General features: G+C 36.8%; 15 protein-coding genes and 1 tRNA gene. 7 read left to right on the forward strand and 9 right to left on the reverse strand.

Annotation, left to right across the window (positions count from 1 at the left end; genetic code table 11):
- The 7 genes from trpD to ACOVO2_RS16255 all read right to left on the reverse strand — a co-directional run.
- Window positions 1-962: anthranilate phosphoribosyltransferase (trpD, locus tag ACOVO2_RS16225; RefSeq protein WP_421770985.1), on the reverse strand; the 962-nt coding region annotated here is incomplete at its 3' end.
- 100 nt (window positions 963-1,062) lie between these two features.
- A complete protein-coding gene (locus ACOVO2_RS16230; protein WP_421770986.1) occupies window positions 1,063-1,629 on the reverse strand; it encodes an anthranilate synthase component II in 567 nt (188 codons plus the stop codon).
- Window positions 1,626-3,404, reverse strand: coding sequence for a PDDEXK nuclease domain-containing protein (locus tag ACOVO2_RS16235; protein WP_421770987.1), 1,779 nt, complete (start codon window positions 3,402-3,404; stop codon window positions 1,626-1,628). Before ACOVO2_RS16235 ends, ACOVO2_RS16230 begins: the two co-directional genes overlap by 4 nt.
- Window positions 3,405-3,428: 24 nt before the next feature.
- Entirely contained in the window at window positions 3,429-4,910 is a 1,482-nt protein-coding gene (locus tag ACOVO2_RS16240) for an anthranilate synthase component I family protein (protein ID WP_421770988.1), read from the reverse strand.
- Between the two features lie 336 nt (window positions 4,911-5,246).
- Window positions 5,247-5,630 (reverse strand): hypothetical protein, encoded by a 384-nt coding sequence (locus tag ACOVO2_RS16245; RefSeq protein WP_421770989.1) that lies wholly within the window; start codon window positions 5,628-5,630, stop codon window positions 5,247-5,249.
- Between the two features lie 51 nt (window positions 5,631-5,681).
- The gene (locus ACOVO2_RS16250) at window positions 5,682-7,079 is read right to left on the reverse strand and encodes a Gfo/Idh/MocA family protein (RefSeq protein ID WP_421770990.1); all 1,398 of its coding nucleotides are present in this window, start codon (window positions 7,077-7,079) and stop codon (window positions 5,682-5,684) included.
- 127 nt (window positions 7,080-7,206) lie between these two features.
- Window positions 7,207-7,773, reverse strand: coding sequence for a GH32 C-terminal domain-containing protein (locus ACOVO2_RS16255; protein ID WP_421770991.1), 567 nt, complete (start codon window positions 7,771-7,773; stop codon window positions 7,207-7,209).
- Window positions 7,774-7,880: 107 nt separating this feature from the next.
- Here ACOVO2_RS16255 and trxA point away from each other — a divergent pair, with 107 nt between their 5' ends.
- The gene (gene trxA, locus ACOVO2_RS16260) at window positions 7,881-8,180 is read left to right on the forward strand and encodes a thioredoxin (RefSeq protein WP_188766945.1); all 300 of its coding nucleotides are present in this window, start codon (window positions 7,881-7,883) and stop codon (window positions 8,178-8,180) included.
- On the opposite strand, the gene ACOVO2_RS16265 is transcribed toward trxA, so the two are convergent.
- Entirely contained in the window at window positions 8,177-8,341 is a 165-nt protein-coding gene (locus ACOVO2_RS16265) for a hypothetical protein (protein WP_421770992.1), read from the reverse strand. The two genes, trxA and ACOVO2_RS16265, sit on opposite strands and share 4 nt — an antisense overlap.
- A 255-nt stretch (window positions 8,342-8,596) precedes the next feature.
- Entirely contained in the window at window positions 8,597-9,940 is a 1,344-nt protein-coding gene (locus ACOVO2_RS16270) for a 4Fe-4S dicluster domain-containing protein (protein WP_421770993.1), read from the reverse strand.
- A 263-nt stretch (window positions 9,941-10,203) separates the two neighbouring features.
- Here ACOVO2_RS16270 and ACOVO2_RS16275 point away from each other — a divergent pair.
- The 6 genes from ACOVO2_RS16275 to ACOVO2_RS16300 all read left to right on the forward strand — a co-directional run bounded on the left by ACOVO2_RS16275 (window position 10,204) and on the right by ACOVO2_RS16300 (window position 14,466).
- Window positions 10,204-10,276 (forward strand) — tRNA-Phe (locus ACOVO2_RS16275).
- 370 nt (window positions 10,277-10,646) lie between these two features.
- Window positions 10,647-10,934 carry a helix-turn-helix transcriptional regulator gene (locus tag ACOVO2_RS16280; RefSeq protein WP_421770994.1) on the forward strand — a complete coding sequence of 96 codons (288 nt, stop codon included), beginning with the start codon at window positions 10,647-10,649 and terminating at the stop codon, window positions 10,932-10,934.
- Between the two features lie 46 nt (window positions 10,935-10,980).
- Window positions 10,981-11,964 carry an AAA family ATPase gene (locus ACOVO2_RS16285; RefSeq protein WP_421770995.1) on the forward strand — a complete coding sequence of 328 codons (984 nt, stop codon included), beginning with the start codon at window positions 10,981-10,983 and terminating at the stop codon, window positions 11,962-11,964.
- A 561-nt stretch (window positions 11,965-12,525) separates the two neighbouring features.
- Window positions 12,526-13,428 carry a toprim domain-containing protein gene (locus ACOVO2_RS16290; protein WP_421770996.1) on the forward strand — a complete coding sequence of 301 codons (903 nt, stop codon included), beginning with the start codon at window positions 12,526-12,528 and terminating at the stop codon, window positions 13,426-13,428.
- On the forward strand, window positions 13,418-13,768 hold the full coding sequence (locus ACOVO2_RS16295) for a hypothetical protein (RefSeq protein ID WP_421770997.1): 351 nt from the start codon (window positions 13,418-13,420) through the stop codon (window positions 13,766-13,768). The genes ACOVO2_RS16290 and ACOVO2_RS16295 overlap by 11 nt, the downstream gene beginning before the upstream one ends.
- On the forward strand, window positions 13,768-14,466 hold the full coding sequence (locus ACOVO2_RS16300) for a hypothetical protein (protein WP_421770998.1): 699 nt from the start codon (window positions 13,768-13,770) through the stop codon (window positions 14,464-14,466). Before ACOVO2_RS16295 ends, ACOVO2_RS16300 begins: the two co-directional genes overlap by 1 nt.
- Window positions 14,467-14,547: the final 81 nt, after the last annotated feature.

Here is a 14,547-nt window from a genome sequence, read left to right on the forward strand (position 1 = left end):
AAGGCTTTTCCACTTTCTATGGATTCTTTCGCTTGGGCGATGCCTTCTTCTATACTTATATCTTTTGCAATGCTTAGAGCAAAACCTGCATTTGCCAAAACTACATTGGTCTGGGCGTCGGTAGCTTTGTTATTTAAAACATTTAGTAAAATTTCGGCTGATTCTTCGATTGTTCCTCCACCATAAATATCTGATTGCTGATGTAAATCAAAACCTAAGTTTTTCGGAGAAATGATACTTTTATCTTTATTGGTATGACTTGAAATCTGAAAATCATCAGTCAGCGAAACCTCATCATAGCCTGCTAAATCGTAAATGATGGCAAACTTGGCAGCGGTGCGACTAAACAACTGGGCGTACAAATCAAAAACTGGTAAATTGTAAACCCCAGAAAACTGTTTTTGAACTTTGGCCGGATTGAGCAATGGCCCCAAAATATTAAAGAACGTTTTCATGCCCAGTTCTTTGCGAATCGGTGCAACGTATTTCATGGCTGGGTGAAACAACGGTGCGTGCATATAACAGATACCTGCTGTTTCAAGCTTTTGTTTCAAATAACTTTCGTCGTTGGTAAACTTTACGCCCAAATGTTCTAAAACAGTACTCGAACCAACCGATGATGAAACCCCATGATTGCCATGTTTGGCAATGTTTTGTCCAGCACCCGCAATCACAAAAGCCGATGTTGTAGAAATATTGAAAGTATCTTTCCCATCGCCGCCAGTTCCGACAATATCCATTGCATCGAAATCTGATAAGTCTATTTGTACGGCCAACGAAAGCATTGCTTCACGGAACCCTTCGAGTTCGTCAACGGTGATTCCTTTTTGTTGAATTCCCATTAAAAAAGCAGCAATCTGAGAATTATTGGCTTCTCCTTGTCCGATTTTTAGGAGGGCTTCTTTGCTTTCTTCTTTTGTTAAAGACTGTTTATCTACAAGCTGGTTGAGGTAATGTTTCATGTTATTTGAAATTGATTTTGGTTAAAATCAAAAACGGATTATATTTTAGTATCCGTCAGTTAAAACTGACGGGGTCGCCCAGACGGCAATGAATTTATCTTTAACTTTTCATCCAATTTTCCACCATTTTCACACCGTGCTGAGTCAAATAGGCTTCTGGGTGAAATTGTACACCTCTCACATCATATTTTTGATGAGCTTCTGCCATTACGTAGCCTTTTTCGTCGATGGCCGTGACTTTCAAATCAGCTGGCATGGTTTCGGGAACAACCGTCCATGAGTGATAACGGCAAACTTCTATCTCGGAAGGAATCCCTTGGAAAAGCACTTCGCTCGGGTCGGTTATTAAACACTTGGTCGTTACTCCGTGAAGTACTTCGCCCATATTGTGTAGTTTTGCTCCGAAAGCTTCACCAATCGCTTGATGCCCCAAACATACGCCAAAAATAGATTTTGTAGCATGATATGTTTTTATCAAATCAAGCATAATTCCTGCTTCTTCGGGAATCCCTGGGCCGGGTGAAAGTAAAATTTTATCGTATTTTTCGACTTCCTCCAATGCAATTTTATCGTTTCTGAAAACATCTACATCTCCGCCTAATTCTTTTAGGATATAAACTAAGTTGTAAACAAACGAATCGTAATTATCAAGAACTAATATTTTCATGTTGTTTGTGTTTTTTCTATCTCAAGTAATTCTTTTCCATAAGAGGACAAATAATTCTCTAATTGGTCAAAAGTATATTCAATTTTTGTATCTAAATCTAATGCTTTGATAACATGTGGAAATTCACAATTTTCAATAAATGCTATTTTACTCGGCTCTAAAAAATATCTATTTAGGCGTACTTTATTTTTACAGTCATAATTTTCAAAAGCCGCTTCCATATCTTTTAACAATTTTTTAGACTTTGGCTTTAATCGTAAATCTTTAAAATGACTATTAATATTCTCTTGTTTTTTATTTAATATATCTAAATAAAGTAAGGATTTGCCCTGCTCAGTGAGTATATCATCAAGAGTTACAGGGGTGCCAGTAGTCAAGTCAAAAATGAAATAGTAATTATGAGTACTTGGGTATGCGGTTATTGTCTCACAGATTAGAGAAATTGAAAGTAACTTTTTAGTTTCTAATAGAACTTTGTATGAGATATTACTATATACACCCTTTTGACTATATGAAGATAGGTCTAAGGCTTTTTCTAAACCTATGTCTTCGTTAAGCTCACCACCAACTACATCAAAAATGGTCAGAATTTCACTTTGCAAATAGCCATTTATTTGATTACTAATATCTTTATTATTCAGCTTAATTACAGGGAAATTTAAGTCAACGCCTTTATCTTGGTCATTAAAAATAACTGTCTCTAAATTTTTTTCTATTTCGAGGATAGTTGGTAACGCTTGTAGAAATTCAGGGGGTACGCTATCATTTAACCGATATTCCGCAATCCCTAATGGCTTATTCGCATCTTTCAATGCCCATTCGGCTGTAATTCTATTATCAATTTTACAAAGGAGGAGTCCAATAGTTGGTCTATCTTGTTCTGTTTTAAGGATATTATCTATAGCCGTAAGATAGAAAGATAGTTTTCCTATATATTCTGGTTTAAAACTATCTATTTTTAATTCTATCACAATAAAACATCTTAAAAAAACATTGTAAAAGAGCAAATCTATTCGATAATTATCTCCACCTACACTGAATTCATATTGCCTGCCCATATAGGCAAACCCCTTTCCAAGTTCGAGTAGAAACTTGGTTATTTGATTTACCAATGCGTCTTCAACATCTCTTTCTTGGGCTTCTTTCCCAAGAGTAATAAAATCAAAATTATAAGGATTTTTAAATAAATCTTTGGCTAAATCTGCTTGTGGTTTTGGTAAAGTCAATTCAAAGTTCGTTAAAGCTTTACCTTGTCTTTGATATAGATTGCTTTCAATCTGTAATCTCAATATACTTCTTGACCAGTTATTTTGTAAGGTTTCTATCAAATAAAAAAAAGCTTCATGTAGATTCTTACACTTAGATAGTATTAGGATATGATGACCCCATGGAATTAACTTTAATATTGGAGAAAACCCTTCATTTTTAACTCTTAATTTATTTGCCAAGCTGTTTTCGTCTAATTGTCCAACAAGTTGTTGGACAATTGCATTGTCTTGATTGTAAAATAAGTACCACTGACGAATATAATATAAATTTTGCCTTGAAAAACCCTTAATTTCTACAAACTCCGAACATAAATCTTTTGATAATTGCTCTATAACTTTACTACCCCAATTAGAATTTTGTTCTTTTTCAATTATCATTTTACCTAAATTCCAATATAACTCTAAGAGTTCAGAATTAACATTCAAAACTGCCTTAATTTGACTTGTTCTCACAAGCTCTTTAATATTTTTTAGCCAATCTTTATATGCCAAATCAAAATCGTTCATAAGCTATATTTTTTTAAGTTTTTATCAAATCTCCTCCGCCATTTCAATCGCCTTTCTCAATGCGGCCAATTTCAAATGTACTTCTTTCATTTCAAGTTCTACATCAGATTTTGCCACAACGCCCATGCCTGCTTGATAGAAAAGTGTATTGTTTTTGCTCAAAAACGTACGAATTGCAATGGCATGATTGAAATTTCCTTTGAAGTCCATGAAGCCAATGGCTCCACCATAAATACTACGATTAGTAGGTTCAAATTTATTAATGATTGTCATGGCATTGTGCTTCGGAGCTCCCGAAAGTGTTCCTGCTGGAAAAGTATCAGCCACCAACTGTAATGGATTTGTGCCTTCGTGCATTTTGCCAGTCACTTTTGAAACTAAGTGAATAACGTGGCTATAAAACTGAACTTCCTTGAAAGTTTCAACTTTTACGTTTTCGGCACTGCGTGAAAGGTCATTTCTTGCCAAATCGACCAACATTACGTGTTCGGCCGATTCTTTTGGATCGGCGTGGAGTTGACGAGCCAATTCCGTATCATGTTCATCATCGCCCGTACGTCTGAATGTTCCTGCTATTGGATGAATTTCGGCCTGACCATCTTTAATCAAAATTTGTTTTTCGGGCGAACTTCCAAAAATATGGTAATCACCGCCATCGAAATAGAATAAATAAGGCGATGGGTTGATTGAACGCAAAGCACGATAGACATTGAAATCATCACCCTCGAATTTTCTGGAGAATCGACGAGAAGGCACAATTTGAAATACATCGCCACGCAAACAGTGTCCGATACATTTATTGATGATTGTTCGCATCTCATCATCGTTCAGATTAGAAACCTCATCTTTTTCCGCCTTAAATTTAGCAGTTGATATCTTCGGATTTTTTACAAAAAACTCAAGCGTTTCCAAGCCATCGGCCGAAACTTGTGGTTCTTGTCCTTCGGGTGTGTAAGTATGCTCGAAAATATATAATTCATCTTTAAAGTGATTGATGGCAATCACATAGCGATAAACTCTATATAAAATCTGCGGAATGGCACTTTCGGCACTTTTTTCTTGAATCTCAATATCTTCAAAGTACTCAACCGAATCATAGGTGATATGTCCGAAAAGCCCATTTGTGATAAAAGGAAACTCGCTTTTAGGGTTTTCAAATTTTGCCGCAAATTCCTGCAAAACTTTTACGCCATCTTTTCGGCTCTTCAAAGGGAAAGTCTCTTGCGTTCCATCTGGGAATTTTTGAGTAACTACATCATTGTCCAATTGAAAACTTGCCACTTCATCACAAGCGATATAACTAAAGCTATTGTGCATGGCATGATAATCGGCACTTTCGAGAATAACCGAATGTGGGTAATGTCCACGCAAACGTTGAAAAATACCAACTGGCGTAAGCGTATCGGCAAGTAAGCGTTTATGGCGAGTTGAGATGTAATACCCCCCAACACCCCCAGCCCCTAAAGGGGAGCTTTGAACTGAAATGGAATTCGAAATATTATTCATAAAAATAAAATTTTGTTTTTACCCCCCTTTAGGGGTCGGGGGTGGTTGAAAAAAAAGCGGCTTACTGGTATGAACAGTAAGCCGCTTCGCTTAATACTTGTATGTTTTTCTACATAGCAAATCTGTTCATCCTATTTTGCAGGACGCCACCACCAGATTTTTACTATGTTAGAATATTGAGTCATTTTTTGCTTTATTAATGGCAAGTTTAAGTCTTGCTTTGTGATTGCAAAAGTAATGGTTGATTTTAGAAATCAAAATTTTTTATTGAAATATTTTTCTTTGCCAAAGAAAATATGCTTTTAGCCCCCTAAGCAATTGTGGGAAATTGTTTTACTACTCAACTGGACTACCAAACTGAAACGAAACTTCTTTTACCAAACTGGCTGCATTGAAATACAAAATCATTGAGCGGGCTTGCGTTGGATTCTGAATAACTTCGCAATGAGGGCCTTTTTCTAAGTAAAAAACAAAGACCTTTTCGTTTCGACGACTCAGAATTTGAAAATCATATCTACCCAAAGTTTCGATAACTTGGTTTTCGGTTAAACCCAAAATCTTTGGTTTAAGAGTTTTCAGCTCTTCTATCAATTTTTCTCGCTTGCCTTCACAACCACCTCGGTCGGTTCGGAAGGTTTTCTGGTCGAATGTACCTAAATCTGCTTTTTTCTTTTGGCAAGAAGCCAAAGCTAAAAGACTTATTATTAGTATTTTACGCATTTTATTAAGTCAAAATAAGCCCTCTCCATCGGGGAGGGTTGGGTGGGGCTATTATATTTTTACTTCTACCATTTTTTTGCCAAGTCGGCTTTTTTCGGCCATGAAACCCATTACGTGGCTTTCGATTGATGCTTCAATCGTTGAAGTCAGTAGCTCAGGTTTGTTTTGAGCAACTGCCTGTACGAAATTTCGAGCCAAACCATAATCTCCCCCACCGTGTCCTGATGCTTGAGTTTTGTATTCAGGTTGCTCAGTTGCTTTCCACGAAGTCGTCTCTTTTGTTCGGAAATCGTAGGTTTGAATTTGATTCATGTCTCCCCAAACTTCTCCGTGCGAAAACATCAAACGAGTTTTTCGATGCTCAAATGAGGTGAAAGCCTCCATTGCGAAGCTCACCGTCGTACCGCCCTCAAACTCCATCGACGTTGTGTAATGGTCGGGTTGGTCGTTATCCATTCTATAAACACATCTTCCATACTGAGATGTTTTCAATTTCTCATAAATTTCGGCATCTTGTTTCGATTTATCATCAGTTACATCCAAAACATTGATGCGTTGTTTTTCTTTTTGATAAATTCTGATGGCCGAAAACGGGCATTCAGCTTCTACTTTGCAACCATCGGTGCAGCGGTCGGTGCTTCCTTCGGGGGCATTTTCACGCTTAAACCAAGTAAGTGAGCCATGAGCCGAGATACTTTTGCAAGGTTTTCCGATAATCCAACGCAAAATATCAAGGTCGTGACAAGATTTTGCTAAAATAATCGGATTGGTATCTTTCTCTACGTGCCAATTTCCACGCACATACGAGTGTGCCATGTGTACGTACTCAACTCCTTCAAGATGATTTACACTGATTAGTTTACCAAATTTTCCGCTATCGGTTATCTCTTTTAATTTTCTGAAATACGGTGTATAACGCAACACATGGCAAACCGCAATGATACTTTTGGTTTTCTTGGCCATTGCTAAAATCTCCAAACACTCTTGCATTGATGGCGAGATTGGTTTTTCGAGCAGCACATGATAGCCCATTGCGAGTGCTTTCATAGCTGGGCCATAATGCAGTCGGTCGGGCGTGGAGATTATGATGGCATCGGCAAATTTTGGCACTTTAAAAACATCCTCCCAAGTCTTAAACCGATTTTTCTCTTCTATATTATGAGCCTTTGTAAACTTCTCATTCCGAAACTCTATTGGCTCAGCTACGCCTACCATATCCAACTCATTCGGGAAAGCCAATGCAAAACGGCCATATACATTCCCACGATTTCCTGCACCCAAAACAATAGCAGTCACTGGTTTTTCGAGCGAAACGTACCGGTCATCGTGAGGGATTTCGATTTCTTGGTCATTTATATCTTCGGCAAGAGCCTCGATATTAAAAAATGATAGTCCACCAGCGGTTAGGCCAAAGGTTTTTAGCAGATTACGTCTTGAGATGTTTTCCATTTTGTAAGGTTGAATGTTTTGAAGCGTATTATATTTGCAAAGATATAACAGGATTGAGCGATTCTAAGACTGACAAGATTTTTTATATTGATTTTTGTAAAAGTTTGGATAGATGTTTTTGTTAGATTTACTTTATCATTTCATAAACGCCCAATTGCCCAACACTTGCCTTGCCTACTGTAAAGATTTGCCAATCAAAGCTATTCTCCTCGGGAAAAACTTGACTTGAGAGAAATACTTCACCATCATTCGCAAAGACCTCGATTAAATTTTTATAGACAAATACATGCAATTTCAGTCGGCCTCTTAGCACTTTTAATGGAGCAGTAAATAAACCCAAAGCATCAGGGACGCTGGTTTTTCCTGCATTAATGTTATTCAAATAAAGTTGTTCGTTGGCAAAATTATATCCTACAATCGCTTCTTGATTCGTATTTGACTTTAGCAAAACTTTCACTCCCAAATCACTTGCTCCGTCAGATTCAAAAGCAATCTCAATCACGTAAGGCAAAGATTCATTTCGCCAAGTCATACCATTATCACCTTCAAGGCTCAATCCTTCCATATAAATCACACTTTTCCAATTATTCTGATTCGATAAAAGTGCTCTAAGTCTCTCTTTTGAAGGAACGGTAGTCTGACCGAAACATATCTGACCAAGCAAAATACAAAATACGAGTACTCTCCAAAGCATACAAAGTCATTTTGAATACTAACAAAAGTAAACATTTAGACCGAATAAACGAAGATTTGAAACTCCAAGAAACTATTAAATGTTAAACAGGAAAAGACAGAAAAATTATGACAGGAACATTTGAAGAACTAATAGCCTCTGAGCAACCAATACTGATTGATTTCTTTGCTACTTGGTGCGGGCCATGCAAAGCACTCACGCCCACACTTCAGCAATTGGCACAAGAGATGGGAGAAAAAGTTAGAATAGTAAAAATTGATGTTGACCAAAACCCAAAACTGGCTGCAAAATACAGAGTGACAGGCGTACCAACATTGATGCTTTTCAAGAAAAGCGAACTAAAATGGCGACAATCGGGGGTACTTTCCCTACCGCAGTTAAAAACAACTGTTGAAAATTATATTTAAGCTTCGATATGAGCTATTGGCTCATTTTCTATGATATCAGCAGAGGCTTGTTCGAATACTTTTTTTACGCCATCTAAAGCACCGCTAACAATAGCTAATGGCAACAACAAAGGGATGAAAACAACCCATTGCATAAACATTGAAGAATTAAATCGTTTCATAGGTGGTTAGGTGCAATTCGCACGTTAAAGCTTTATATATTTAATAGGATAATTAGCAGAAACTGTTCAAATACTATACCATCTGTTCTACTAATCCTCGTAAAGTTAAAAAAAATATCCTTTAAGTACAAAACGAATTTTAAAATAAAATGTTTGAATGACACATAAAAAAACTGACTATCGTCTGATAGCCAGTTTTTTTATGTGTTTTTTTAATAATTAGTACCGTCAGATATATATTTTGCTGTACTTTTTCTATTTTACTCCATCTACCCAATTGAAACGGTCGCTTGGAGAAAACTTCCACGGAGCCATATTATTTTCCAAATTTGAGAACATTCCGTTCCAAGAAGCAGGTGCTTGAGACTCTTCCATTACTTTATATCTACGTAACTGTAAGATAATATCAAGCGGACTAATATTAATTGGACACTCCTGCACACACGCATTACAAGTCGTACAAGCCAATAATTCTTCTTCCGAAATATAATCACCTAAAAGACTTTTCCCATCCTCGAATTCAGCAATCGGAGCTTTTTGGTCAGTCGCCAACCAGCCTTTTTGAATATCTTCGAGGCGATCACGGGTATCCATCATAATTTTGCGTGGTGAAAGCTGCTTCCCTGTCATATTTGCTGGGCAAGAAGAAGTACAACGCCCGCATTCGGTGCAACTGTAGGCATCCATTAGATTCTTCCAAGATAAATCCTTCACATCTTTTGCACCAAAACGCCCAACCTCCGCAGGATTTGCATCTGGCTCTTCGAGGCCAAGCATAATTTTTACTTCTTTCGTAACGGTTGGCATATTTGCCATTTCACCTTTCGGATTTAAGTTAGAAAAGTAAGTATTAGGGAAAGCCAAGAAAATATGTAAGTGCTTAGAGTAAGTTACATAAGTGGCAAATGCCATGATTCCGAGAATATGAAACCACCATGCTGCTCGCTCATAGGCCACCAGAGCACCGTCGGAGAAACTCATAAACAAAGGTTTCAAAAATTGGCTTATCCAAAAATCTCCCGTGATGGCTTCGGCATAATGGCCAACGGCACGTTCTTGTAGAATTGTATCAACGGCGTTCATGCTCAGAAAAGCCCACATCAATAAGATTTCTGTTATCAAGATGATGTTGGCATCTTTGGTTGCCCAGCCTTTCAATTCGCGGTGACGAGTCTCTTGCAGGCGTTCTACTTTTGTAAGGTTTCTTCTGGTGAGAAAAACCACACAAACTGCCAAAACTCCAAAAGCAAGGATTTCAAAGAAATTGATAAGAAAACTATAGAGGCCGCCAAGTGGAGATGCAAAAATTCGGTGTGTTCCGAAAATACCATCAATCATTATTTCGAGCACTTCAATATTAATGATTACAAAGCCCGCATAGATAATGAAGTGCATAAAACCCACCAACGGACGAGTGAACATCTTCTTTTGCCCAAAAGCAATTAAGAGCATCGTGCGGAGGCGTTCGGATGGATTATCTGAGCGGTCTTCTGCCCTACCCAACTGAATTGTGTTTTTGATGAGCATTACGCGGCGGCTAATAAAATAAGCGGCCAAACCCAAAGCGGCTACAAATAAAATTTGTGAAACGATTTGCATAGTCTTGTTAGTTGAATATCGACCGCCTTCACCGAAGGTCTGACGGACAAATGTTTATCAATATATTACTAAAGGTCTGAGATGTTATGCAGGTCTAAAATTAGTATGCTTGCATAACATTACAAATATCGTAAAAAAGATGTTCATGTCAAGCATGAAAAAAATATTTAATTTTTTTTTAGAATAAATTTGTTCTTAAAAAGTTTTCTACTACTTTTGCAGTCCCAAACGACGGCAACGAAGTAAAGGAATGGTGGTGATAAGGTGATGTAGCTCAGTTGGTAGAGCAAAGGACTGAAAATCCTTGTGTCGGCGGTTCGATCCCGTCCATCACCACAGAAATATCTTCTAAGCGATTGATAATCAATGGATTATCAATCGCTTTTTTGTTTAACTTACAAAATAACCGAGCGTCGGCCGCTTACACCAATTGAGCAACCTTCTTGGCTCTGGTGGCTACAATTTCACTCTTCTTAATACCTGTTTTTTCATTTTACACTACACTTTACGTAGCTTTTTCTTCACTATAATCATCTATTTTACCCTCTATTCTGTCTTCATTCCTCCTTAATTATTGTCATTTTACCCTTCATTTAACACCTATTTGTCAAAAAAGAGAAAAGAAAATCACATTAGGCAAACATTAGGTTTCTTTTCTTTTGCCTTCTCCCGAAACTTGCAGCACAATCAATTAAAAATAAAAACGATGGATAATTTAGCAGTTTTTCGCATGGAAGATTTTAGAACTTTCAAAGGAGAAATAATCGAAGAAATTTTAAAAGCGATGAGTTCGGTCAAAAGCGACAACGAAGACAAACTCCTTTCACGTACCGAACTTGCTCAGATGCTGGGCGTATCGAAGGCTTCAATAACTACTTATAAAAACAATGGAATGCCATATAAAATGGTGAAGAGAAGACCTTATTTCAAACTTTCGGAAGTAGAAAATTATATGGACTTAAAAAACAGAAAGATTAAAACAAAAAAAGGATAATACCTCGCCCGTATCATCCCTCTAATATTTTCAACAGAAAAACATTATGACGACAAAAATAAATCACTCAAATGGTTTTTCCAACCATTTGAACGGAAATGTTTTGAGCAAATCTTCCTTGCAAGGCATGGAAGAACTTGCAAAACATGGTAAAACACTATTGCCATTAAAGCGACTTCTTGGGAATTACATTTTAGAAAACTCCGCTATCATCTTTGCAGCCGAACGGGGTACAGGAAAAACACTTCTTGGCTTACAGGTTTGTATTGCTATTTCTTCTGAATGGGAATCCATTTGGAATGAACCTATCGAATACCACGGCAATACACTTTTCATCAATTGCGAATTGAGTGAAGATGTTATTAGTCGAAGACTCTCGAAACTATTTGAAGCTCCACCGCAAGAAATCAATTTCAAAAAATATCAAAGCTACGTTTACACGACCAAGAATGGTTTGGATGAAGAAGCCGAAACAATCATTGAAATGTCTTTGATTCATAAACCTGTTTTGATTGTCTTGGATAATTTTCGAGTTGCTTTTTTGAACGCAGACACCAACAACAATAAAGAAGTCGCTAAAGCAATGCACTTAATTCTAACTCTCAGGGATATGCTCAACACTACAATCATTATCACTGACCATACCCGAAAACATACTCGCCATTTACTTACTGAAAGTGACTTACAAAGTGGCTCTGGCGTAAAGTCAGATTTGACTGATAGCGATATGTTTTTGAGAAAAAGTAAACAAGATGTTCAATATCGAATCTTCAAGCGGTCGAAATCAAGGCATTGTGAAGAATCCGATGGGGCGAAACTCTTAAAACTCAATGCAGACTCTCTTTGGTTTAACTTCTTAGAAGATAATATTGATGAATCACAGCACATTGGCAACGAAACAATTCCTGTAACCAAAGAAGACCAAATGGATTTGGCAAAAGAATTAAGAGATAAAGGAAAATCTTTAGAAGAAATCGCCAAAATCCTAAATAAGGGCAAAACTACTATCCATCGCTGGTTGAATGAGTAATCGTTCCGTTCCATATTCCGTCCGTTCCGACTGTTCCCGATGTTTCATTAGTTCCGTTTGTTCCATTCGTTCCGAACGTTCCATTCCGTTCTTTTTATTCAAAAAAACGCTCATCAAAAATATTTAACTAACTGACTATCAACAACATACATTTAAAGTCAAAAAAATGAAACAATCGGAACAAACGGAATTTTCGGAACAAACGGAACAAGTGGAACGATTGGAACGCATAAAATCAACAAAAAACGGAACGAAATGGAACGAGTGATGAAAAAAGCGGAACAAACGGAATTTTCGGAACAAACGGAACAAGTGGAACGATTGGAACGGATGGAAAGTGGAACAAAACGGAACGATTTATAGCATAATTAGGAATAAATGGAACTTTTGGAACGAATGGAACAAGTGGAACTTTCGGAACAAACGGAACAAGTGGAACACATAAAACGCACTGAATGTGCATCAGAGCAATTTTATTACACATGGAACGACTGGAACAAATGGAATTTTCGGAACAAACGGAACAAGTGGAACGATTGGGACAAGTGGTACGCACGGAACATGGAACGGAACAAAGTTTTTGCGGTTGAAAAAGGAAAAATCATGAATGCAAAACAGATAAATCAAAAATATCAAATAATTGATTTTCTTCTTCTTAGAGGATTCAAAGAAAGCTATGTAAAAGGGGGAAATTATTGGTACAAAAGTATGATTCGTACAGGAGAATCAACACCATCTTTTAAGGTTGATACAAAATTGAACTTGTGGTATGACCACGGAATTGGAATTGGTGGCAACTTAATTGATTTAGCATGTCATTTATTCAAGTCTGATAATATGAGGCAAATCATTAGAGAACTATTGGAAACTTTTTCTTCTTTTCAACCGCAAAATAAAATAATCATTAAAACAGAAAATGCAGGTATCCAATTGCTTGATACTGAAAAACTAACAGACGAAAACCTAATTCATTATCTACAAAACCGAGGGATAAAAAAAGAAATAGGAGAAAAGTATTGTCAGCAATTAGGTTATGTAAATGCAGGTAAACACTACAAAAGTATTGGTTTTAGAAACACTTCTGGCGGATATGAACTAAGAGGAGAAGGCTTTAAATCATGTATCGCACCAAAGGATATCTCTTTTATAGACAATGGCAAATCCAATTTATCAGTTTTTGAAGGTTTCATAGATTTTCTATCTTATTTGATGCTACCCGAATTTGAAATTCAAGACTGCAACTACTTGATTTTGAACTCATTAAGTTTCATAGGTCAAATTGATAATATTTTGAATCATCATATCAGAACCTATCTTTTTTTAGATAATGATACCGCAGGATTAAACGCAGCCGATAAGCTAAAAAGGAAATCGCCTTTCATCATTGATTTAGCAGTTTTTTACCCCAATAACAAAGACCTAAACGATTATCTATCTTCAAAAATCAAAAACAATGAAATATGACCTACTAATAGAACTTTATCGCCAACAAGACCGAAGGCGTAAAAGGGTACTCTTTGATTTATTTAGTGATACCATCCAAATCAATGCTTCATTGCATTTTATCGCTCAGATGATTAACAAAGAATTAGGTATAGAAAGCTTGATAACACAAGACGACATAAAATATTGTCGGCATTATTTCAAGAATACAAAAGTACAAGTCAATACCCGATTGCCCGATATTCCTAAACGACATATCATTCCTGACAAAACGAATGAAACAAATTTAAAAGAAATCAACTGGACGAATCCAGACGAAGTAAATCTTAATCAAGTTATCAAATCTAAATTTTCAAAATAATGAAACAATTGCATTTTATCGTTCAAGCAAAAGGTGGCGTTGGCAAGAGCCTGTTAACTTATCTTTTCGGATTAACCAAACAACAAGACGAACCAAGTTTGTTTGTTGATGTGGATAGTTCAACACAAACTTCCACTCGTCAATTAACTTTTTTGGGCGAAGACAGAACCGAAACACTTTCTCTTTTGAATGACAAAGAAGTATTGGTCAGAGATAAGTTTATTGCCTACTTAGAGAGTTTGGTCGAAACGCCTTTCAATGATATTTATTTTGACTTTGGAGCTCCTGAGTCGGAGCAGTTGCCAGCCTTAATTGAAAGAGATTTACCATTCAAAGAATTCTTAGACGAATTAGATTTTCAAGCCCATTTTCATATTGTTGTTGGCGGTGGCGGAGCATATACATCATCAGTTGAGTATTTACAAAAAATACTCAAAGCCCTCAATCAACAGTTTGAAGTTTCGGTTTGGCGAAGTATTACCACATTTAGTAATTTTCCTGTTTTGGCTCAAGAACTACAAACCAACTGCAAAAAGTTAGGATTGACATTACGTCAGTTTGGCGATTTTGAGCCAAGTTCAAATTTAGGTAGTCAGATTTTAGACGGTATCAGAAAAGGGTACGGTATCAATGACTATCAAACGGGTGCAAAAATCAAGTTAAAGAAAGAACTAAACGACAACTTCAAAAGTGAGTGATAATATCATTGACAAAGGCTTTTTGACAAGGTTGAAAGGTGCTTACCAAGCCAAATATGGCATTGAAATGGACGAGTGGTC

Source organism: Emticicia sp., from assembly GCF_049241225.1.
GTDB lineage: Bacteria > Bacteroidota > Bacteroidia > Cytophagales > Spirosomataceae > Emticicia.

Excerpts from the sequence above, each read along its gene's own strand:
- ACOVO2_RS16230 (WP_421770986.1), bottom strand. The coding sequence starts at position 1,629 with ATGAAAATATTAGTTCTTGATAATTACGATTCGTTTGTTTACAACTTA.
- ACOVO2_RS16235 (WP_421770987.1), bottom strand. The coding sequence starts at position 3,404 with ATGAACGATTTTGATTTGGCATATAAAGATTGGCTAAAAAATATTAAA.
- ACOVO2_RS16290 (WP_421770996.1), top strand. The coding sequence starts at position 12,526 with ATGGAACGGAACAAAGTTTTTGCGGTTGAAAAAGGAAAAATCATGAAT.
- ACOVO2_RS16280 (WP_421770994.1), top strand. The coding sequence starts at position 10,647 with ATGGATAATTTAGCAGTTTTTCGCATGGAAGATTTTAGAACTTTCAAA.
- ACOVO2_RS16300 (WP_421770998.1), top strand. The coding sequence starts at position 13,768 with ATGAAACAATTGCATTTTATCGTTCAAGCAAAAGGTGGCGTTGGCAAG.
- ACOVO2_RS16250 (WP_421770990.1), bottom strand. The coding sequence starts at position 7,079 with ATGGAAAACATCTCAAGACGTAATCTGCTAAAAACCTTTGGCCTAACC.
- ACOVO2_RS16270 (WP_421770993.1), bottom strand. The coding sequence starts at position 9,940 with ATGCAAATCGTTTCACAAATTTTATTTGTAGCCGCTTTGGGTTTGGCC.
- ACOVO2_RS16245 (WP_421770989.1), bottom strand. The coding sequence starts at position 5,630 with ATGCGTAAAATACTAATAATAAGTCTTTTAGCTTTGGCTTCTTGCCAA.
- ACOVO2_RS16285 (WP_421770995.1), top strand. The coding sequence starts at position 10,981 with ATGACGACAAAAATAAATCACTCAAATGGTTTTTCCAACCATTTGAAC.
- ACOVO2_RS16240 (WP_421770988.1), bottom strand. The coding sequence starts at position 4,910 with ATGAATAATATTTCGAATTCCATTTCAGTTCAAAGCTCCCCTTTAGGG.
- ACOVO2_RS16265 (WP_421770992.1), bottom strand. The coding sequence starts at position 8,341 with ATGAAACGATTTAATTCTTCAATGTTTATGCAATGGGTTGTTTTCATC.
- ACOVO2_RS16255 (WP_421770991.1), bottom strand. The coding sequence starts at position 7,773 with ATGCTTTGGAGAGTACTCGTATTTTGTATTTTGCTTGGTCAGATATGT.
- ACOVO2_RS16295 (WP_421770997.1), top strand. The coding sequence starts at position 13,418 with ATGAAATATGACCTACTAATAGAACTTTATCGCCAACAAGACCGAAGG.
- trxA (WP_188766945.1), top strand. The coding sequence starts at position 7,881 with ATGACAGGAACATTTGAAGAACTAATAGCCTCTGAGCAACCAATACTG.